The following is a 19532-nucleotide window of genomic DNA, read 5'->3' as shown; positions in this document are numbered from 1 at the left end:
ACTCGACCGGTTGCCGGAACCGGGCCCGGTATGGCCCGATTCCGGCCCGTCGGCATGCCCTGAACACCCGGGTGGGAGTCCCCGAATGTCTGAAGCCAAGCTCGTCGGTCTGCTCGACGCCGCCGCGTCGCCGAAGCTGGCCCGCGTCGCCGAACTCGCCGCCGGATCCGATCATCCGGTCGACGTCGTCGCCGTGCCCGGCGCCCGGCCCCTCGCGATCGCCCAGGCCGCCAGGAACGCGCCGGGGCCGTTGCTCGCCATCACCGCCACCTCGCGCGAGGCCGAAGAACTCGCAGAAGCGCTCGCCTCCTTCGCCTCCGAGGACGACATCGCGCTCTACCCCGCCTGGGAGACCCTCCCGCACGAGCGCCTCTCGCCCCGCTCCGACACCGTCGGCACCCGCCTCGAACTGCTGCACCGCATCCACGCCGGCGACGTGCCGCGGATCATCGTCACCCCCGTCCGCGGCGCCCTCCAACCACAGCTGAAGGGCCTCGGGTCACTCGAACCCATCCACCTGCGGCGCGGTGACGAGACGGACCTGACCGAACTGTCCGAGCGCCTCGTCGACCTCGCCTACGAACGGGTCGACCTCGTCGAGAAGCGCGGCGAATTCGCCGTGCGCGGCGGCATCCTCGACGTCTTCCCGCCCACCGCCCAGCACCCGCTGCGCCTGGAGTTCTTCGGCGACGAGGTCGACTCGATCCGCGAGTTCTCCGTCGCCGACCAGCGATCCCTCGACGCGGCCGACGAACTGCGCGCGGTGGCCTGCCGCGAACTCCTCCTCACCGACGAGGTCCGCGCCAGGGCCGCCGAACTGGCCGAAACGCAGCCGGGCCTGGCCGAGATGTGCTCGAAACTGAGCCAGGGCCTCCCCGTCGAAGGCATGGAATCGCTCATGCCCGCCCTGGTCGGCACCGACAACCTCGAACTGTTCAGCGAGACGCTCCCGGCCGACGCCCTCGTCATCGCGATCGAACCCGAACGCATCCGGACCCGCGCGACCGACCTGGTGGCGACCTCGAACGAGTTCCTCGAAGCCTCCTGGGCCGCCGCTGCGGCCGGAGCCGAAGCACCCGTCGACCTCGGGGCCGGCATCTTCCGCGATCTGGCCGACGCGAGGACGGCCGCGCTGTCGGCCGGCCAGCGCTGGTGGACGGTCTCCCCGTTCGCCGCCGCCCCTGAGGACGATCCCCTCGCCGCCGAGCTCGCCGCCATCACCGGCGAAGCCCCCTCAGGTGAGATCGCCGACGACACGGTGACAGTCGACCTGGGCATCACCGAGTCACCGCGCTACCACGGGGACTCGGCGAAGCTCACGGCCGACATGCAGACCTGGACGCAGGCGGGCCGGACCGTGGTCGTGGTCTACCCGGCGCTCGGAGGCGCGGAGCGGGCCGCCGAGCAGCTCCGGTCCGCGGGCGTCGGCGCCCACCTGGCCGACCCGCCCGAGTCCTTCGCCGCGGGCGAGGTCATCGCCTGCGTCGGCACGCTCGGGGTCGGCTTCATCGACGACCGCGCGGGCCTGGCGGTGGTCACGGCAGCCGACATCGCAGGAGGCAAGGCCCTGGCGGCCCAGAGGCCCCGCAAGGGCAAGACCGCGAAGCGCCGAGGCACGATCAACCCGCTCGAGCTCAAGGCGGGGGACTACGTCGTGCACGACTCGCACGGGGTCGGCAAGTACATCGAGATGGTGCGCCGCAGCATCGGCGGCGCCGAGCGCGAGTACCTGGTCATCGAATACGCGGCCTCGAAGCGGGGCCAGCCCGGCGACCGCCTGTTCGTACCGACCGACTCACTCGACCAGCTCACCCGCTACGTGGGCGGCGAGCAGCCGTCGGTCCACAAGCTGGGCGGCACCGACTGGCAGAAGACGAAGCGGCGGGCACGCAAGGCCGTCCGCGAGATCGCCGCAGAGCTGATCCAGCTGTACGCGGCCCGCCAATCGGCCGAAGGGCACCCGTTCGCCCCGGACACGCCTTGGCAGCGGGAGCTCGAGGACGCCTTCCCGTACATCGAGACCCCCGACCAGATGTCGGCGATCATCGACACGAAATCCGACATGGAGGCCCGCGTACCGATGGACCGCCTGGTGATGGGCGACGTCGGCTACGGCAAGACCGAGGTGGCCGTGCGCGCCGCCTTCAAGGCGGTGCAGGACGGCAAGCAGGTGGCGGTGCTGGTCCCGACGACCCTCCTGGCGAGCCAGCACTATGGCACGTTCGTGGAGCGCATGGGCCAGTTTCCCGTCCGCATCAAGCAGCTCTCCCGATTCCAGTCCGCCCGAGAGGCGGACGAGATCCAGAAGGGCATAGCGACCGGCGACGTCGACATCCTGGTCGGCACCCACCGACTCCTCCAGGCCGAGACCCGCTTCAAGGACCTGGGCCTGATCATCGTCGACGAGGAGCAGCGCTTCGGCGTGGAGCACAAGGAGAAGCTCAAGGCCCTGCGCACCGCCGTCGACGTCCTGACCATGTCGGCCACGCCGATCCCGCGCACCCTCGAGATGGCGGTCACCGGCATCCGCGAAATGTCCACGATCGCCACCCCGCCCGAGGAACGCCACCCCGTGCTGACCTATGTGGGGGCCTGGGAGCCGAAGCAGGTGACCGCGGCGATCCGCCGGGAACTCCTGCGCGACGGCCAGGTCTTCTACCTCCACAACCGAGTCGAGTCGATCGACCGGGCCGCGACGAGGCTGCGCGAACTGGTCCCGGAGGCCCGAGTCGCGGTAGCCCACGGCAAGATGGGCGAAGGCCAGCTCGAGAAGATCATGCAGGGTTTCTGGGAAGGCGAGTTCGACGTCCTGGTCTCCACCACGATCATCGAATCGGGGATCGACATCCCGAACGCCAACACCTTGATCGTCGAACGGGCGGACCTGCTCGGCCTCTCGCAGCTCCACCAGATCCGCGGCCGGGTCGGCCGCAGCCGGGACCGCGCCTACTCCTACTTCCTCTACCCGCCGGAGCAGCCGCTCTCCGAGACTGCCCATGAGCGCCTGGCGACGATCGCGCAGCACTCCGAGCTCGGCGCGGGCATGTACGTGGCCATGAAGGACCTCGAAATCCGGGGCGCCGGGAACCTCCTCGGCGCCGAGCAGTCGGGCCACATCGCCGACGTGGGCTTCGATCTCTACCTCCGCATGGTCGGCGAGGCCGTCACCGCCTTCAAGGGCGGCGGTGAGGAGCCGCCGGCGCCGGTCAAGGTCGAGCTGCCGCTGGACGCCAACGTCCCGGTGGACTACATCGAGGTCGAACGCCTGCGCCTGGAGATGTACCGCAAGATCTCGGAGGTCCACTCCGAGTCCGAGCTCGAAGAGGTGCGCGACGAGATGGAGGACCGGTACGGGCCCGCGCCCGAGCAGGTCCAGACCCTGTTCCACCTGGCCCGCTTCCGCCTCCTGGCCCGGCACCATGGCCTGACGGACATCACGTTGCAGGGCAAGAACCTCCGTTTCTCCACCGTCGAGCTCCCAGACTCCAGGCAGATGCGGCTGCGCCGCCACTACCCGGACGCCCACTACAAGGCGGGTGCGGGCCTGATCAGCGTCCCGCGCCCGACCACGTCCCGCATCGGGGGCAAGCCGATCGAGGGCCTGGCCCTCGTGCAATGGTGCGCCGACCTCATCAACGACATCGTCGAGGTGCCCAAGGCAGCCTGAAGCCGAAAGGGGCCCGGTCCCGCCGGCCAGCATCGGTGCGTAACCGAAATGCAGCGATGAGAACCGATGGGGACGCGTCCTGCCTTGAGGACGACGGGCCGCTCTCTCCGTGCGCCACGGGCCGGACTACCGCGTCTCGGGCATCTCCTCTGCGGTGGCCGAGTACATGGTCTGCGTCGTGCCGAACTCGTCGAAACTTTCGATCTTGACCATGCCGATCGCCTCCAGAAGGCGCCGCGAGCGCGCATTCTCCTCCGACGTGACCGCGATGATCGACGGATTGTCCGAGGGAATCGCGTCGAAGCCCCACCTGATCACCGCGGCGACCGCTTCGCGCGCGTATCCTCGGCCCCAGTGCTCGTGAAGAAGCTCGTACGACACCTCGCGCCGTTCTCCGAACCGTGACGCGGCGTCGACGGAGACCATCCCGACGAAAGTCGAGTCCTCCTTGACGATGACGCTGAACAGATACGGCCGTCGGTACAGGGCCCGCTCGTAGTCGGGAAGGTACTCCTCATGGACCGGCCCGCCCACGAACTTCCGCACCTCGGCATCGGTCCACAGCCGCATGAATGACGGGACATCCTCGGGTGCCGGGGGCCGCAGCCTGAGCCGGGGAGTGTCGATGACCGCCGGCCAGTTCGGCGAGGTGGAAGTAGAAGTCATGCTCGCGAACGTATCAGCTCCCGTCAAGTGACCTCTGGATGAATCCGGAGGCTCGTACCTCATCCGCCGTCGCCGGCTGCGACGTGGTCGGGTGGATCGCAGCCGCTGGGCGGCTGCTCGGGACCCTTGAGTCACAGCCCAAGCCATCCGGCCACGTGCACGCACGTTGAGGGCGGATATCCCACGACAGCAGAACTCATCTCGGTTTCTTCGCTTGGCCCGTTCGGTGCGGTTCCTTCGGGAAACGAGCTGAAGAACACGCAGGACATCAACTTGGGGACCGCCGTCTCGCCACTCAGCCCCGAGTGGCAGGGCCGGGGAAGGGGAGTGCACCGATCGACAGCGAAGCGACGGCCCGAAGCGTGGCGAGAGCGGGCTGACGCCCGGTCGTTCCATTCTTCTACAACGGACGTTCGGGCTCGCGGTTGGTGACGGTTTGCAATGGTTGACGGCGATTACCTGGGCGAGTGCCGCCTCGGTCCGGCCATCGTCACGGTCTTCGCGACCGACAAGATGCTCGGACGGCAACGGGCCGAGTGAGGTCTGCGCCTTCGGGCCCGAGCAGCCCGGTCTGGTACGGGCGTGGAACGGCGACGAGCGGTGTCCGTGGATCGAGGCCAGGCCCGCAAGGTCGTCGAGCGGACTGAGAGTGTGAATGGTATCGGTGCCGCAGCGCCCCACGTCGGTGGCCGGATCGAGGAGGACTCGGGCCTGCGACTAACCTCACAGGGGATTCATGACCGGAAGGGGATGACCGTGCGCATATTGAGATCGGCCGGACTCGCGGCGATCGGAGTGGCGGCGCTGACGGCCTGCAGCAACCTGCAGGGCGCGGCCATGTACGTAGGCGATGAGCGCGTGCCCGAGGCCACGGTCGACGGCCTTGTCGACCAGGTGGTCGACGTGCGGGCCGAGCAGGGAGAAGACCTGGCGATCCACGACTACACCGGCGACCGCCAGCAGGCCGTCGTCTTCCTGCTCTACACCGAGCTCGGCCGCGAGATAGGCCTGGAGGCCCCCGACACGAGCGGGGCCGCCAACGAATTCGACGCCCTCTACATGGAGGCCTCGGGCTACTACAGCGACCTGTCGGCGCAGGCCGAACCACGCCCCTTCACCGAGGGCGAACTGGCGGCGCTCGACGAGGCCGTCTCCGCCGACCAGCAGCTCCTCCAGAGCATCGTCGAGGAATGGGTCGCCTCCTCGGGCCTCACTGAGGAGGAGATCAATCAGCTCTTCACGGCCGCCCAGTCCGACCCGGCGATCATCCAGGAGATCGTGCGGCTGTGGAGCGAGACCACGCCCGCCCAGACCACGGCCGGTTTCGCGGACGACCTCGCCGGCTACGTCGAGGAGTACGACATCGCCGTCAACCCGCGCTACGGCGAGATCGACCTCAGCCCACTGCCGGGCGTGTTCGAAGTGGAGATCCCCCAGCGTTGAGCACCGTCATCTGGCTCCTGACCTCGCCGCGCATCCCTGCGGGCCTGCTCACCATCGAGGCCTGGGACGCCCTGCACGACGCTGATGCCGTCGCGGGGTTCGGCGACTCGCCGACCGTCCAGGCCGTCCGCGATGCCGGGATCGACGTCGAACTCGTCGACGACGCCGCCGCCTTCCTCGAGGAAGGCGGCGTCTGGATCGTCGGCGACGACGGCGACGAGGAGCTCCGCGAGTCCCTGGCCGAATACGTCGCCGGCGGCGAGATCGAACTCGAGGTCGTCTACGGCTCCTGGGACCCGCCCGGCGCCCGGCTCCTCGACCTCGTCGCCGCCGTCGACCAGCTCCACGCCGACGAGGGCGGCTGCCCCTGGCACCGCGAGCAGAGCCATGAGAGCCTCGCCCCGTTCCTGCTGGAGGAGGCCTACGAGGTCCTCGACGCGATCGCAGCGGGGGAGACTCGCGAGCTGGAGGAGGAGCTGGGCGACCTGCTGTTCCAGCCGGTCCTCCACGCCCGCCTCGCCGCCGGGCGTGAGGAATTCGATATCGACGATGTCGCCGGCGCCTTGGTAGACAAGATCATCCGTCGCCACCCGCACGTGTGGGGCGACGCCGACCCCGACGACCTGTACGAGCACTGGCACAGTGCCAAGGCCGCCGAGAAGCCCGACCGCGACCACCCGGCCGACGGCCTGTCGCGGCAGCTCCCGTCCATGGCGTTCGCCGCGAAGGTCATCGACCGCTTCGCCGACGCCGGCAAGCCGCTCGACCTGCCCGCCCTGCCCGAGAGCGTCAAGGTCGAGGCCGACGACGCAGGTGAGTTCCTGCTCGCGGCCGTCGCCGCCGCAAGGGCCGCCGGGGTCGACCCGGAGCTGGCGCTGCGCCGCGCGATCGTCGAGAAAGCCGGTCTTGACCAGGCGGAATGATGAACAACCGGTGACGACGGGAAGGGAGAGTTCACCGAAAGGCAACGCGTCGGACTTAACAATATTGTTCGGCTGGGCTTAACAATGCCGCCGATCTTTGCTACGGTCATGTCATGCCACCCGGTGACGCAAGTGAATCCGCCCGTTACGGGTTGAACACCCAGGTCCAAGGCAACCAGGTCGATGGGGCAGCCCAGCTGGCCTTCGGCACCCCGAGTGTCGACGACGGACCGCTCATGTGGGAACTCGCCGCCAACGCGGGGACCCTCGATGTCAACAGCAGGTATGCCTACCTGCTGTGGTGCCGCGACTTCGCGGACACCACCGTCGTAGCCCGCGACGTTGATCGTCTCGCAGGCTTCCTCACTGGTTACCGCCGCCCGCAGTCTCCTGACACGTTCTTCACATGGCAGGTCGCGGTCTCGGACGACTACCGTCGCCGGGGTTTGGCGAGGCGCATGCTCGACCACGTGGTCGGTGCCCTGCGCCCGCAAGGAGTTCGCTTCGTGGAAGCGACAGTGACTCCGGACAATAAAGCGTCCATGCGCCTGTTCGAGTCGTTCGCCGAGGCGAACGGCACGAACGTGGTCGTGGACGTGCTGTTCTCTGAGCGGGAACTCGGTTCCGGTCACGAACCGGAGATGCTCCACCGCATCGGTCCACTGGACTGATCAGGAGTACCCGTCCTACCCGGGCACCGATGTTGCCGGCTCGGGTAAGCGCCTGGCAGCCGCATGGCGAAGCCCATGAATCGGCACTCACGTCAGGAAGCAGAGGCAGCTCATCAGGCCGACCAAAAGAGACAATGCAGGTTTTCGAAAAGGTCGAATCAGAAGTCCGTTCATACTGCCGCAGCTGGCCCACGGTGTTCACCACCGCACGGGGCACCAGGCTCAACGATGAAGAGGGGAAGTCGTACATCGACTTCTTCGCCGGGGCCGGTTCGCTCAACTACGGCCACAACCATCCGGCACTCAAGCAGGCGCTCGTGGAGTACCTGGCCGACGACAACGTCATCCACACGTTGGACACGTACTCGGTCGCCAAACGACAGTTCCTCAAGACCTTCGACGAGGTAATCCTCCAGCCCAGAGGGTACGACTACAAGGTGCAGTTCCCCGGCCCCGCCGGGAACAACGCCGTCGAGGCCGCGCTCAAGCTCGCCCGCAAGTACACCGGCCGCGAGACCATCATCTCGTTCACCAACGGCTTCCACGGCATGACGCTGGGAGCTCTGGCGGTCACGGGCAACTCCATGAAGCGCGGCGGTGCCGGTGTGCCGCTGAACAACGCCGCCACCATGCCATACGACAACTACATGGACGGGCAGACGCCCGACTTCCTGTGGCTGCGCAGCCTCCTGGAGGACTCCGGGTCCGGTCTCGACCAGCCCGCCGCGGTCATCGTCGAGACCGTGCAGGGCGAGGGCGGCATCAACGTCGCCTCCGCCGACTGGCTGCGCGGGCTCCAAGAGGTGTGCCGCGAGCACGAGATGCTGTTCATCGTCGACGACATCCAGATGGGCTGCGGGCGCACCGGCCCGTTCTTCTCCTTCGAGCGCGCCGGGATCAAGCCCGACATCGTCACGCTCTCGAAATCGCTCTCGGGCTTGGGCCTGCCGTTCGCGGTCACGCTTATGCGCCCTGAGCTCGACGTGTGGGAACCCGGCGAGCACAACGGGACGTTCCGCGGCTTCGCGCCCGCGTTCGTCACCGCCACCGCCGCGCTGGAGGAGTTCTGGCGCGACGACGAGTTCACCAAGGCCATCGACGTCAAGGCCGAGTGGCTCGACGCCGAGCTGGGCAAGATCGCCGAGTCGTTCCCCGAACTGGGGCTCAGCACGCGGGGCCGCGGCCTGGCCCGGGGCCTGGTGTTCGCCGAGCCCGCGCTCGCCGGTCGCACCTGCAAGGAGGCCTTCGGCAACGGCCTGCTCATGGAGACGTCCGGCGCCGAGGACGAGGTCGTGAAGTTCCTACCGCCGTTGAACACGTCGTATGAGGACTTCGAAGAAGGGGTGGCGATCCTGCGCGACGCGGTCGCCTCGGTGGTTAAGGAGAACGCATGATCGTCCGACGGCTCGATGACCTCATCGGCACCGACCGCGACGTCGAGGGCAACGACCGCGACCAGGCCAAGGGCACGTGGCGGTCCCGCCGCCTGCTCCTGGCCCGGGACAAGGTCGGCTTCTCGCTGCACGACACTGTCCTGCGCGCCGGCACGTCCACCACGATGCAGTACTCCAACCACATCGAGGCGGTTTACGTCATCGAAGGCGCGGGAAAGCTCCATGACCACGAGACCGGTGATGTCCATGAGCTGGGGCCCGGCACGATGTACCTGCTCAACGGCGGCGAGAAGCACACACTCGTCATCGAATCAGACCTCCGCGCCGTGTGCGTTTTCAATCCCCCGGTGACCGGGAAGGAGGTACACGACGAAAACGGTGTTTACCCACTGTTGACCGAAGACGACTGACTCATGAAGGAGTGAGGGACCATGTCACCCCGCGACAGTTATCCGACGCGGGTCGCCAAGGAGCCGCAGCTGATCTATCGCAACGACGACCCGGCCGTCTGGGGAGAACCAGGCGACGGACCACTCGGTGCGGACCAGCTCGACGCTCATGAGGCGAACGGATTCACCGACATCGCCCAGCTGCTGGAGCCCCACGAGCTCCAGGCGGCGCAAGAGGAGCTGCACCGGCTGCTGCAGGACTCCTCACTCGACGGCGATGAGAGGGTGATCCGGGAGAAGGACTCCAAGGAAGTCCGTTCGGTGTTCGAAGTCCACAAGATCTCGGACTTCTTCGCCGAACTGCTCCGCGACGAGCGCATCGCCGGAACCGCCCGACAGATCCTCGGATCCGACGTGTACATCCATCAGAGCCGCGTCAACTACAAGCCCGGGTTCGGCGGCAACCCGTTCTACTGGCACTCCGATTTCGAGACGTGGCACGCCGAGGACGGCATGCCACGGATGCGCGCGGTCAGCCTCTCCCTGGCGCTGACCGACAACTACCACTACAACGGCTCGCTGATGATCATGCCCGGATCGCACAAGACGTTCGTTTCGTGCGTCGGCGAGACGCCCGACGACTACTACAAGTCGTCGCTGAAGGAGCAACAGATCGGCACGCCCGACCAGACCTCGTTGCGCCTGCTCGCCGACAAGCACGGCATCAAGCAGTTCACGGGCCAGGCCGGGTCGGCGATCTGGTTCGACTGCAACTGCATGCACGGCTCGAACGGCAATATCACGCCGTTCCCGCGCTCGAACCTGTTCATCGTGTTCAACAGCATCGACAACGCCCTCGAAGCGCCGTTCGCGGCGCCTTCGCCGCGGCCCGAGTTCCTCGGCTCGCGCGACTGGGAAGTACTGCGCTGACGCAGACGGCTCGGCCCCGGCCTCCTGCACCGCAGGGGACCGGGACCGAGCCGTGTTTGGATCAGTCGCCGGGGTGGGCGTCGGGGTCGTAGACCGGTGCCGGCAGCGATGCCGTCAGGTAGACGAAGTACGAATGCGTTTCGCCCACCTGAAGAGTCCTGGTGACCACGGTGCGCCCGCCGACCTCCGACCGCTCGCAGGCCTCGTTCTTCCCGTCGTCCTCCGACTTGTCGACACAGCCGTAGGGCAGGAACAGGTCGGGCATGTCCGAGTCCGGCTCGCAGCCCTCGGTGGGAGATGTACACCTTGGTGACGATCTTGCACGCGTACGCTGGGGCACCGCCCGGCTCGACACGCCGCCGGGCCGCGAACAGCTTGGTCAGCGACTTCTGGACGATGTCATCTGCCTCGTACCAGTCCCCGCACAGTAGATACGCGTATTTGCGCAGGCTCTCGCGCTGAGCGATGGCGAAGGATCTGAACTCCTCCTCTTGCTGCTCCTTGTTCTCCACGGGGCCTCTTTCGGCTCGACGGGTCGGAGCGGGCCGGTCTCGGCGGTGAGGCGAGCGCGGCCCGTCAGGGCCTAGTACGCCGAGCCCGAGGGCGGGGTTGCCCCGGTTCGCGGATTTCTCGGCCCGGTGTCAGTCGGAGGCGTCGACGGCTTCGGTCCGAACGTCGAGGACCGCGGCGACGGCCTCGGCGTAGCCGTCGGTGGCGCCGTGGTGGGCGGCGACCGTGCAGCGAGCGGGAGACAGGCCGCCGCGGTCGAGGTAGAGGTAGGCGTGGGCGCGCACGTAGTCGACCTCGGTGGGGCCCGCTTCGGGATCCTCCCATTTCGTCCAGTGGTAGCGGACCTCGACGAGGAAGGCCTGACGGCCGTCGATGACGTAGTCGCTGTACTCGGGTTCGGCCACGAGCGCGTACTGGTCACCGGCGCTGTGGTACTCGGCGTCGCGGGCTGCTTCGGCGGCGAACCAGGCCTCGCGGTCGGTGAAGTCGTCGGGATAGCGTTCGGGATCGTCGTGCAGGTCGCCGCAGATGAGGACGACGGTGTCGCCGGCGGCCTCCTTGTGGAAGGTGGCGCTGGTGTCGGCGAGGTCCTGGACGGTCCAGTCCCGGCCCTGCGGCTTCGGAATCCAGGTGTCGCGCTCGAGCGTGAACGGGTAGTGGTCGGCGGCATCGGCGGGATCGAACTTCCCATGGCCCTCGGTGAGGTCTGTGCCGACCGGGATGCGGCCGTCGCCGCGGCTGAACAGGGCGACCGCGGCGAGGCCGGCACTGACGGCGAGGAAGCCGACGATCGCGATCATCACGACCAGTGCGATCCGGGGCTGCCGGTGCGCTGCGACGGCGGGGTCGGGAGCAGCCAGGGGCGGCTCCGGCGGGATCATGTCGGGCGCGCCGGGTGGAGGGTTCCCGCCGAGCCGAGGCGGCTCGTTCAGCGGGTGCGAATCGGTGGGCATGGCCAATTCTAGGATGAACCGCCGGATCCAGTGGACCGACTCCGAGTAGCCGTGCAACCTCCGCTGTGGCCGAGTGGTTTCTATCACGGGAGCCCGTTTGCGAGGGCGCGAACGGGTCCGGTACAGTTGTTCCGCGTCGGCGCGACGAGCTTTCGAAGCGCTTGAACACCATTGGGGTATGGTGTAATTGGCAACACGGCTGATTCTGGTTCAGTTGTTCTTGGTTCGAGTCCAGGTACCCCAGCCAACAGACCTTATACGAACTTCGGGCCCGCAGCGCGGGCCCGATTGTCGTCCCGAATCGGTTCGTGCGGCGGTCCGCCGGGTGGCCAGGGAGCGATCAAATGTAGATGTCGTGCCGCGAAATGTAAAGACATTTGGTTTACATTTGCTGGTAGGGCTGAGGACATCGACACCATCCTGAACGAGCTGCGCGAGGCAGGCGGAGACACTGCGTCCATCGAGGTCAAGGCAGGTGCTGGTGGGCTGCCCGACTCGCTGACGTCTACGCTGAGCGCACTCGCGAACCTTCCTGGCGGCGGTTTGATCATTCGGGGCCTCGATGAACGAGCGGGCTTCCGCCCGATCGCACTGTCGGAGGCGCAAGAGCTCAAGCAGGCGTTGGCGTCGAAGGCCCGGAGCTACGAACCACCGGTCCAGCTGACCTTCGAGGACGCTGTGGTGGAAGGGTCTTTGGTAGTCCTGGCGCGGGTTCACGAGTGCGATCCGTCCGCCAAACCGTGCCGTGCTTCAAATTCCGGAGCCGCCTACCTTCGGGGCTGGGACGGTGACTACCGGATGTCCACTCTCGAGGAGCAGGCGTTCCTCGCCCAGCGAACCGCCCCTGTCGCTGACCGCCAGTCATGTACGGGAGCGAGCTCCCAGGACCTCACAGCGTCCTACGTTCGCATCGTCCGAGAACGTGATCCACAGGGACCCGGACGCTTCACCGACCGTGATGAACTACTGCAACGTTCGGGCGTCATCGACCCCGATGGCATCCCGACCGTCGCCGGAATTCTGGCGCTCGGCGCCTATCCTCAGCAGTGGTTCCCGCGCTTCGCCATTCAAGCTGCCGTCGATTCCGGTCGAGCTGGTGCGAGAGGCGTGCGCGCCCAGCCAACAGACCTTATACGAACATCGGGCCCGCCAAGCGGGCCCGATCGTCGTTCTCCACCGGCACGTGTAGTGCGTTCGAGAGTCGGCCGGGGCGATCGGAAGTAAATGCCGCTGCCGAACCAATGCCAAGTTCGCCATCAGTCGTCGTAGTGCCCGCGGGCTTGGACAACCTCGACGACTTCATCCCGCACTCGGTAGACCAGACGGTGTTCCTCATCGATCCGCCGCGACCACCAGCCCGACAGTGGCCCCTTCAACGGCTCGGGCTTGCCGATGCCCGTGAACGGCTCACGTTTGATTTCCTTGATCAGGCGGTTTATCCGCTTGGTCATCTTGCGGTCGCTCTCGGCCCAGTAGGTGTAGTCCTCCCAGCCGACTTCCGAAAAGGCCGTTTTCACTCAGTCGTCCTCCACCTCGATGAGGTCGCGGACAGTCCCGCCTCCGGAGTCCATCTCGGCGATCGACTTCATCAGGCGCTCGGCGTTGCGGCGGGACCGGAGCAAGAACATCGTCTCCTGCCACGCCTCGTAGTCCTCCTCGGACATCAGCACGGCGTTGCCGTTCTTCGAGGCGATGCGCACTGGAGCGTGATCGTCGTTGACCTTCTTGATGAGTGGGAACAGGTCCTTCCTGGCCTCACTTGCGGTAATGGTCATACTGCCGCCTCCTCGCAACTATGGCACCTCATATTGTACATGATTAGTACGGAAAATCGTACCACTATTTTTAGATCATTTGTTCGAGAAGGACTCGGTCGCGAAGGCTGTCGGGGGGCTCGCGGACGGTCAGGCCGCGCGCAGCGGACTGGCGGCTCAGCCAGGCGAACAGGGCCTCGCGGATCTGTTCATCGCCGGCTTCGGGGTAGCGGCGACGCAGCGTCTGTTCGTGCATGCGCAGACCGGACTCATGCAGGTCAAGGGCGATGCGGAACTTCTCGGCCGGTGTCGGCTGACTCATGCCGCGATTCTACTGAGTGGCCCGCGTCCGAGCGCGGTGTCAACCGGACACCGCATCAATATCGTCTGCGCCGCTTCGCCACAGAGTGACGTCGAAGATTGCGAAGCCCGTGGTCGGTATCGCTTCGGCCATGTCCTGAGCGGCCTTGGTGCCGGGGACGTTCGCTGCGGTGGTGATGTTCGCGAGCGGCAGGCCCGCGCCATCGCAGGCGAGGTGATGCTTGGAGCCGGGCCGGCCCCGGTCTACGGCGAAGGGCCCGCTCATCGGCGAACTTGCTCTAAAGGTGGTGGACTCGCAGACCTGGGGCCATGGATTCGGTGGTCATGCGGTTCTCGTCCAGGGTGTTGTAGACGATCAGCTTCCCGCTTGGGAAGATATGGAATCGCATACGCTTCCAGAAGGCCGGGGCGCCGGGTTTGAACAGAATCAGGGGTGTCGCTGAGCCCTGAGTTCGCGTGGGTCGATAGTTGGAATCATCCGCTCCAGCCGCTTCCAGTCGCGTCTGGCGAGGGCCCGCCTGGCGATTGCGGTCTTCTTCAGCGTCCCGTCGGGCCGTTGCACGAAGACTCTGCCCGTCACGATCACCCATCGGTCGCCATCCTGGAGTTCGAGGTCGGTCGTCCAGCCGTACCGGGACCGGATCATGATTCGGTCGTTGACGAACTCGCTCGTGGGGATGGCGACGGCGATCAGGCCGAAGAAGAGTCCGACGCCGAAGGCGAAGGCGGTTCCGTAGAGCCAGTCGAAGCCTTCGAAGGTCAGCTCGGGACTGAACGCCACCATGAGCAGCCAGACAGCGGCGCAGGGCGGGCCGCCTATCGTGGACATCCAGGGGGCGGCGCGGAGTTTCATATGAGTGGTCCTTTCTCGGGGACCTTCCATGGTCGCCGATCTCCACTCGTTCTGCTGGACCCGGGTTCGCCCCCACATGCTGGGTAGTCGCACTGGAGGTGGGGTGGCCGTTGAGCGCCGATGGCAAGCTCCAGCCGTTGGGGCCACAGGCTCGAACCAGCCCTCACTGGCGTCAGACTCCGGCCGCCGCCGGAGCATTTCGTACGTCCGATTATGGGCCGAAAACTCAAACGACAGCTGTCCAGGCAACTCGTTAAGCTCGGGAGGTTGGACCGCGAAGGGGGATGGCCATGGGACGGAAGTTGGCGAGATTCGTCGAGTCCCACCAGCCCGTCAAGTACATGGGCTGCTACGACCATGCGCTCGTGCACTGCCCGAGGTGCGATGGCATGGCGGTACGCCGCGACGGGCGAGTGACCTGCGGATCATGTGCGTTCACGAGTGAACTTCATCGGAAGCCCAACGAGGACAAGACGAAGCCGCCGCAGATCGTCATGTGCTCCGAATGCAATCGCTACGTGGGCACTTACCGTGCAGGACGGCCGTTGCAGCGGCTCCGCTGCCAACGTTGCGGCTGGACGAGGGAGCCGGACGCCAGGAGCTCTTGGCGGGAACCGAGGCCCGAGAAGTGGGCTCGGCTGTGGCTCGAGATCGAATTCCGGGGCCAGCGGTTGTGGGCGCTGAATCAGCAGCACCTGAGCCTCATGGAGGACTACGTCGCCGCCGGAGTACGCGAGACCGGCCCGTTCAACAGCACCATCGCGAGCAGGCTCCCGGCATGGATCAAGTCCGGGAAGAACCGTGGGGATCTACTCCGGGCGCTGGCGAAACTGCGGGCACGACTGCCAGAAGACATGCCCCCGACAACCTAAACGCGGAGGTGTCCCTCCTTGCGGGCGTCACGTTCTCGGTACAGCGAGCACGGTGGCGACTGCCTTGAAGCAGGCTTCGGCGTCTTCGCTGGTCTCGAAGTAGTACACACCGTCGCGTTCGTGCCCGTTGTCGACGGCGTAGATCCATTCGTTGAGGAGCCAGAGATCGTCGAACTGGCCGACTCCAACGTCGGGTCGCACATCGAATGCGAGGTAGTTGCGGTCGAACATCAACTCGGTTACTTGGCGGATTGCCGGCCTGAACCCCAGGTCACCTGCTAGGTAGTCGCGCGCGGCCTCGCCCGCCTTCCTGAATACCGCTTCCGGAAGGGGTGCGACATCGATCGAGAGCTCCGCGATGACGGCCGAGACGAGTTCGCGTATCTCATACGTTGAATCCTTCGATAGACCCGCCAACTCGGCGAGTGCCTGGCAGTTGATGTCGCGGGTCAGCGAATGTGCGGCGACCATCGGCAGGTCAAGGGATGGATCGAGTCCGTAAAGGTAGTCCTCGATCGCGCGTCGCAGTGTTTCCATCGTCTAATCCTCACCGGGTAGGACCGTTGTCGCCACCGATTTCAAATGGGATCAGTCCGAGCGGGACACCGTAGCGATGAGCCAGTCGTCATCGGTGGGGTCGTGTAGCGCTCCCGATGGCAGTAACTCCGAACTCCGGCTGGCGGACGTATCGTCGATCCCCTGGCCGAACCTCGTTACCGCGAGTCGAAATCACCTCCGAGGAGCGGCGCGAGCAGGTCGGGTCCAGGGCTTTGTAGTCTTTTACGACGGTTTTCGCTCCGCGACGGGGGAAATCGGATTGAGCGGGGTGAGCGTTCGCGACTTCGCAACCACAGCGACGAGGCGCGTCGACGATCCGGTGGGCGCTCGTGAACCTGCCGGTATTCCGCCGGTCTTCCGCCTCGACCGCGAAGCCGATCGCTGATTGACTGGCTTCGACCGATCCCTTCGCGGAGTGTCGTCGGCGAACAGCGACCTTCGACGAGATCCGTCGAGGTACAAGGCGATGGCATTCGTCTCCCAGCCATCGCACCCCCACAGCTCCTGAAAGGTGCCCCGCCCCATGGCCGACAACAGCTACGCCTCAGAAGAACCCACCCTCTCGGACGACGGCGTTGACCGCCGACGGCTCCTCACACTCGCCGCCGGAGGTGCCGTCCTCGCCTCGGGCATTGTTCTTCCCGCGTCCGCTGCTGAAGCGCACGGCACGATCAAGAGCTATCCCGGCATCTGGGGGCAGCGGACCGTCTACCAGGCCACCCGGAAACTCAAGTCGTTCCGATACCGCCCGTCGTTCCACTCCAAAATGAACGACTGGCTCGAACTCTGGTTCAAGAACACCTCGTATGAGAAGCCGCTGAGGGTCTGGACCTCGCTCGTTCACAGTGACGGCAGCAGCAGTGCGGCCCACAATCAGGGCAGGGCCTTCGACCTGACGGGCATATACGTCGGCGTAGGCTCCGACAGCCCGTACCGAGCCTTTCGGGCCGACTACAACAACTGGAAGAACCTGAGCGGCTCCGCTCTCGTCGACACCCGGCGGAAGTACTGGGCGACCGCGGCCTCCCTCCACTACCACTTCCGATGGGTGCGCACGTACCTCCACGGCTCCGGCCAGAAAAGCAACATCCACATCGACAACATGAAGTCCGGTACCGGCAAGCCTTACTTCAAAGCCGACAAATCGCAGATCCAGCATGTTCAGGCCTGCTGCCGCTACCTCTGGGGCAAGGGGACCACCATCGACGGCGTATGGGGCTCCCAGGCCAAGCGGCATTCACACGAAGTCCTCGAGCGGATCGGCAAGGGCGGCTACCTCGGATCCTCGAAGTCGCATTGGCAGGCGTTCAACCGCGCCTCGATGCGCAAGGGGTACAACACCCAGGCCTATTGATCGCCGCCGAACCCTCGGAATCGACGGTTCTGACGTGGCGCGCAGGACCGCCGAGGCCGGCGGTCGGGTGGCAACATCCTTGCGTGGTCCGCGAAGTACCGCTCAGCTGTATCGGGAGGCTCGAGCAGGTATCTCGAAGTAGCCACAGGTCCTCGCATTCTGGGTAGGTGGTGTCGGGCCGGCCTTTTCCCGAAGCGTCGGCGACCTGGCGCCGTGTATAAACGACGCATGGCACAACCACATGACCCGACCGGCAAAGCCCCGGAAGGCTCGCTCACCTATTCGTCCTATCTGGCGCTGGGGGAGATCCTCTCAGCCCAGCGCACGAAGAGCGATGAACACGATGAAATGCTCTTCATAGTCATCCACCAGGTATACGAGCTCTGGTTCAAGCAGCTTCTGCATGAGCTCCGGGAAGTGCAACGGCGGCTGGAGGCCGGTGACGCTTCCCATGCCGTGCGCACGCTGCGTCGATGCCTCACCATATTGAAGGTCGCGGTTCACAATGTCGACGTCCTCGAGACGATGACCCCCACCCAGTTCCTGACCTTTCGGGATCGACTCGACGCCTCCAGCGGCTTCCAGTCCGCGCAGTTCCGCGTCTTGGAGGCGATCCTGGGGCGACGCGAAAGATCCGTATTGAACCAGTACGTCGAGGGCTCGGAGGACTACCGGCGCATTGAGGAAGCGCTGCGCAGCCCCAACCTCTACGACTCCTATATACGGTTCCTGGCAGTGCGGGACTACGACGTCGCACCGGAAAGAGACTGGAGCGAGCCACTCGCTCTCGATGAGCGAAACCAGCGGGCCATCGTAGAGGTCTACAAGGACGATGCAGGGCCGGCGATCGTCACGGAGCTCCTGGTCGACCTCGACGAGGGCTTCCAGGAGTGGCGGTACCGCCACGTCATGATGGTCAAGAGAACCATCGGAGAGAAAACTGGCACAGGGGGCTCCTCGGGGGTCGAGTATCTCAAATCCACCACGTTCAACGCCTCTTTCCCGGACCTGTGGGCCGTCAGGAGCGAGCAGTGAACCCTCGGGACCTCGCCGTCCACTATTCGAAGTTCAATGTCGCTGATCGTCTCCTGCTGACCGGGCACTCCCACCAGGCTTGGCCGGATGTGGCGCTGGAAGGATTGGTCGAATCCTTCGAGGATGCGGCACGACACGTGGACGCCAAATGGGAGTCGGCATTCGCGAAGGCAGAACAGGTGCGCGAATCCGTTCGCGGTTGGATCGGCGCACCGCGGGCCCCCATCGCTCTGGGACCTTCTACGCACAACCTCCTGGTGATCATGCTTTCCTCGGTGGATTTCAAGCGGCGCAGGAAGATCGTGACCACAGATTCCGAATTCCACTCCGCATCCAGGCAGCTTCGGCGGCTCGGAGAATCCGGGATCGAACTCGACGTCGTCGCGGCCGAACCCGTGTCCACCCTCGCCGAGCGCATGAGTGAGCGCATCGACGGGAACACGGCGGCGGCCCTCGTGTCGTCCGTGCTGTTCACCAATTCACTCCGAGTCCCGAACCTGGGGACCCTGGCGGACCGATCGGAGCGGGTCGGTTGCGAGCTTGTCGTCGACGCCTATCACCATGTGGGGCCCGTGCCGTTCTCGGTGCCCGATCTGGGACTCGACACCGCCTGGATCGTCGGCGGGGGCTACAAGTACCTGCAATGGGGAGAAGGAGTGTGCTACCTGCGAATTCCCGAGCACGCGCGGCGGTACCGACCGGTGATCACCGGATGGTTCGCCGAGTTCGGCGCCATCGAGGGCGACGCTCGCCTGGACGCGGTGCCGTACGTTGCGGGCCAGGCGAGATTCGCCGGTGCCACCTACGACCCCTCCAGCCATTACCGCGCGGCCCGGGTGGTGCGATTCTTCGACGAACAGGGCCTGACCCCGCAAACCCTGGCGTCATCCTACGAGCGGCAGATCGACCTCCTGATGGACGCATTCGACAAGCTCGATGTCCCCGAGGGGCTTATCAGCAGGTCCGCCCTGTCCCCGTCCGACGTGGGCGGGTTCCTCGCGCTCAGCAGCGCCAAGGCTTCACAGATCCAGCGGGACCTGGCTCGGGCGGGAGTCATGACCGACGCAAGGGGACCACACCTCCGATTCGGGCCGGCGCCATACTTGCGCGACGACCAGCTGACGGAGGCCGTCGGGCATCTCGAAGCGATCGTTCGCGACCTCGCAGACCACTAGCTGGCCCAACGAAGGCATGAGGATCTGAGCTGTGAGCTGTGGCAACCTCCAAAGTCACCTTGCA

The 19532-nt window shown here is 65.9% G+C and carries 20 protein-coding genes, 1 tRNA gene and 1 pseudogene; 13 read left to right on the top strand and 9 right to left on the bottom strand.

The features are described from left to right. The first annotated feature begins 85 nt into the window (after positions 1-85). Positions 86-3667 carry a transcription-repair coupling factor gene (gene mfd, locus L0U85_RS12535; RefSeq protein WP_241378098.1) on the top strand — a complete coding sequence of 1194 codons (3582 nt, stop codon included), beginning with the start codon at positions 86-88 and terminating at the stop codon, positions 3665-3667. A 126-nt stretch (positions 3668-3793) separates the two neighbouring features. Here the strand turns inward: mfd and L0U85_RS12530 are convergent, their stop codons facing one another. Next, complete coding sequence (locus tag L0U85_RS12530) at positions 3794-4333, bottom strand: GNAT family N-acetyltransferase (RefSeq protein WP_241378097.1); 540 nt, start codon at positions 4331-4333, stop codon at positions 3794-3796. 756 nt (positions 4334-5089) lie between these two features. On the opposite strand from L0U85_RS12530, the gene L0U85_RS12525 reads away from it, so the two are divergent. From L0U85_RS12525 to thpD, 6 genes are all read left to right on the top strand, one after another. Beyond that, positions 5090-5776 carry a hypothetical protein gene (locus tag L0U85_RS12525; RefSeq protein WP_241378096.1) on the top strand — a complete coding sequence of 229 codons (687 nt, stop codon included), beginning with the start codon at positions 5090-5092 and terminating at the stop codon, positions 5774-5776. Continuing rightward, entirely contained in the window at positions 5773-6699 is a 927-nt protein-coding gene (locus L0U85_RS12520; protein WP_241378095.1) for a MazG nucleotide pyrophosphohydrolase domain-containing protein, read from the top strand. The genes L0U85_RS12525 and L0U85_RS12520 overlap by 4 nt, the downstream gene beginning before the upstream one ends. Positions 6700-6812: 113 nt before the next feature. Next, on the top strand, positions 6813-7370 hold the full coding sequence (ectA, locus tag L0U85_RS12515) for a diaminobutyrate acetyltransferase (RefSeq protein ID WP_241378094.1): 558 nt from the start codon (positions 6813-6815) through the stop codon (positions 7368-7370). Between the two features lie 134 nt (positions 7371-7504). Beyond that, positions 7505-8764, top strand: a complete 1260-nt coding sequence (gene ectB / locus L0U85_RS12510; RefSeq protein ID WP_241378093.1) for a diaminobutyrate--2-oxoglutarate transaminase — start codon at positions 7505-7507, stop codon at positions 8762-8764. Beyond that, positions 8761-9174: an ectoine synthase gene (locus L0U85_RS12505; RefSeq protein WP_241378092.1), complete on the top strand. Its 414-nt coding sequence runs from the start codon at positions 8761-8763 to the stop codon at positions 9172-9174. Before ectB ends, L0U85_RS12505 begins: the two co-directional genes overlap by 4 nt. A gap of 21 nt (positions 9175-9195) precedes the next feature. After that, positions 9196-10083 carry an ectoine hydroxylase gene (gene thpD, locus L0U85_RS12500; RefSeq protein ID WP_241378091.1) on the top strand — a complete coding sequence of 296 codons (888 nt, stop codon included), beginning with the start codon at positions 9196-9198 and terminating at the stop codon, positions 10081-10083. A gap of 61 nt (positions 10084-10144) precedes the next feature. On the opposite strand, the gene L0U85_RS12495 is transcribed toward thpD, so the two are convergent. Beyond that, on the bottom strand, positions 10145-10348 hold the full coding sequence (locus L0U85_RS12495; protein WP_241378090.1) for a hypothetical protein: 204 nt from the start codon (positions 10346-10348) through the stop codon (positions 10145-10147). Positions 10349-10724: 376 nt separating this feature from the next. Then, on the bottom strand, positions 10725-11546 hold the full coding sequence (locus L0U85_RS12490) for a hypothetical protein (protein ID WP_241378089.1): 822 nt from the start codon (positions 11544-11546) through the stop codon (positions 10725-10727). Between the two features lie 172 nt (positions 11547-11718). On the opposite strand from L0U85_RS12490, the gene L0U85_RS12485 reads away from it, so the two are divergent. Continuing rightward, positions 11719-11793 (top strand) — tRNA-Gln (locus L0U85_RS12485). 41 nt (positions 11794-11834) lie between these two features. After that, on the top strand, positions 11835-12770 hold the full coding sequence (locus L0U85_RS21335; RefSeq protein ID WP_347177430.1) for an RNA-binding domain-containing protein: 936 nt from the start codon (positions 11835-11837) through the stop codon (positions 12768-12770). 32 nt (positions 12771-12802) lie between these two features. Here L0U85_RS21335 and L0U85_RS12480 read toward each other — a convergent pair whose 3' ends face one another. The 5 genes and pseudogenes from L0U85_RS12480 to L0U85_RS12460 form a co-directional block, all read right to left on the bottom strand. Next, positions 12803-13063 (bottom strand): Txe/YoeB family addiction module toxin, encoded by a 261-nt coding sequence (locus tag L0U85_RS12480; protein WP_241378088.1) that lies wholly within the window; start codon positions 13061-13063, stop codon positions 12803-12805. Beyond that, positions 13064-13321 (bottom strand): type II toxin-antitoxin system prevent-host-death family antitoxin, encoded by a 258-nt coding sequence (locus L0U85_RS12475; protein ID WP_277605728.1) that lies wholly within the window; start codon positions 13319-13321, stop codon positions 13064-13066. It lies immediately after the preceding gene. Positions 13322-13391: 70 nt separating this feature from the next. Beyond that, a complete protein-coding gene (locus tag L0U85_RS12470; protein ID WP_241378087.1) occupies positions 13392-13622 on the bottom strand; it encodes a hypothetical protein in 231 nt (76 codons plus the stop codon). A gap of 39 nt (positions 13623-13661) precedes the next feature. Further along, a pseudogene (locus tag L0U85_RS12465) lies at positions 13662-13880 on the bottom strand (hypothetical protein); the annotation flags it as partial. A gap of 168 nt (positions 13881-14048) precedes the next feature. Next, positions 14049-14474, bottom strand: coding sequence for a hypothetical protein (locus L0U85_RS12460; protein ID WP_241378086.1), 426 nt, complete (start codon positions 14472-14474; stop codon positions 14049-14051). Between the two features lie 290 nt (positions 14475-14764). Here L0U85_RS12460 and L0U85_RS12455 point away from each other — a divergent pair, with 290 nt between their 5' ends. Continuing rightward, positions 14765-15346 (top strand): hypothetical protein, encoded by a 582-nt coding sequence (locus L0U85_RS12455; RefSeq protein WP_241378085.1) that lies wholly within the window; start codon positions 14765-14767, stop codon positions 15344-15346. A gap of 27 nt (positions 15347-15373) precedes the next feature. Here the strand turns inward: L0U85_RS12455 and L0U85_RS12450 are convergent, their stop codons facing one another. Next, positions 15374-15817, bottom strand: a complete 444-nt coding sequence (locus L0U85_RS12450; RefSeq protein ID WP_241378084.1) for a hypothetical protein — start codon at positions 15815-15817, stop codon at positions 15374-15376. A 610-nt stretch (positions 15818-16427) separates the two neighbouring features. Between L0U85_RS12450 and L0U85_RS12445 the strand changes: the two genes are divergently transcribed. The 3 genes from L0U85_RS12445 to L0U85_RS12435 all read left to right on the top strand — a co-directional run bounded on the left by L0U85_RS12445 (position 16428) and on the right by L0U85_RS12435 (position 19468). Next, positions 16428-17258, top strand: a complete 831-nt coding sequence (locus L0U85_RS12445) for a hypothetical protein (RefSeq protein ID WP_241378083.1) — start codon at positions 16428-16430, stop codon at positions 17256-17258. A gap of 228 nt (positions 17259-17486) precedes the next feature. Then, positions 17487-18293, top strand: a complete 807-nt coding sequence (locus L0U85_RS12440; protein ID WP_241378082.1) for a tryptophan 2,3-dioxygenase family protein — start codon at positions 17487-17489, stop codon at positions 18291-18293. Beyond that, positions 18290-19468 carry an aminotransferase class V-fold PLP-dependent enzyme gene (locus L0U85_RS12435; RefSeq protein WP_241378081.1) on the top strand — a complete coding sequence of 393 codons (1179 nt, stop codon included), beginning with the start codon at positions 18290-18292 and terminating at the stop codon, positions 19466-19468. Before L0U85_RS12440 ends, L0U85_RS12435 begins: the two co-directional genes overlap by 4 nt. The last annotated feature ends 64 nt before the right edge of the window (positions 19469-19532 follow it).

The sequence above is a fragment of the Glycomyces sp. L485 genome (assembly GCF_022548875.1).
GTDB lineage: Bacteria > Actinomycetota > Actinomycetes > Mycobacteriales > Micromonosporaceae > Glycomyces.
The sequence above is the reverse complement of the archived record's forward strand: the minus strand, read 5'-3'. Positions and strand labels throughout refer to the sequence as shown.

Bases quoted from the DNA above. Each gene is read 5' to 3' on its own strand.
- mfd (WP_241378098.1), top strand. From the start codon at position 86: ATGTCTGAAGCCAAGCTCGTCGGTCTGCTCGACGCCGCCGCGTCGCCG.
- L0U85_RS12530 (WP_241378097.1), bottom strand. From the start codon at position 4,333: ATGACTTCTACTTCCACCTCGCCGAACTGGCCGGCGGTCATCGACACT.
- ectA (WP_241378094.1), top strand. From the start codon at position 6,813: ATGCCACCCGGTGACGCAAGTGAATCCGCCCGTTACGGGTTGAACACC.
- ectB (WP_241378093.1), top strand. From the start codon at position 7,505: ATGCAGGTTTTCGAAAAGGTCGAATCAGAAGTCCGTTCATACTGCCGC.
- L0U85_RS12505 (WP_241378092.1), top strand. From the start codon at position 8,761: ATGATCGTCCGACGGCTCGATGACCTCATCGGCACCGACCGCGACGTC.
- thpD (WP_241378091.1), top strand. From the start codon at position 9,196: ATGTCACCCCGCGACAGTTATCCGACGCGGGTCGCCAAGGAGCCGCAG.
- L0U85_RS12495 (WP_241378090.1), bottom strand. From the start codon at position 10,348: ATGCCCGACCTGTTCCTGCCCTACGGCTGTGTCGACAAGTCGGAGGAC.
- L0U85_RS12490 (WP_241378089.1), bottom strand. From the start codon at position 11,546: ATGCCCACCGATTCGCACCCGCTGAACGAGCCGCCTCGGCTCGGCGGG.
- L0U85_RS12475 (WP_277605728.1), bottom strand. From the start codon at position 13,321: ATGACCATTACCGCAAGTGAGGCCAGGAAGGACCTGTTCCCACTCATC.
- L0U85_RS12470 (WP_241378087.1), bottom strand. From the start codon at position 13,622: ATGAGTCAGCCGACACCGGCCGAGAAGTTCCGCATCGCCCTTGACCTG.
- L0U85_RS12460 (WP_241378086.1), bottom strand. From the start codon at position 14,474: ATGAAACTCCGCGCCGCCCCCTGGATGTCCACGATAGGCGGCCCGCCC.
- L0U85_RS12455 (WP_241378085.1), top strand. From the start codon at position 14,765: ATGGGACGGAAGTTGGCGAGATTCGTCGAGTCCCACCAGCCCGTCAAG.
- L0U85_RS12450 (WP_241378084.1), bottom strand. From the start codon at position 15,817: ATGGTCGCCGCACATTCGCTGACCCGCGACATCAACTGCCAGGCACTC.
- L0U85_RS12445 (WP_241378083.1), top strand. From the start codon at position 16,428: ATGGCCGACAACAGCTACGCCTCAGAAGAACCCACCCTCTCGGACGAC.
- L0U85_RS12440 (WP_241378082.1), top strand. From the start codon at position 17,487: ATGGCACAACCACATGACCCGACCGGCAAAGCCCCGGAAGGCTCGCTC.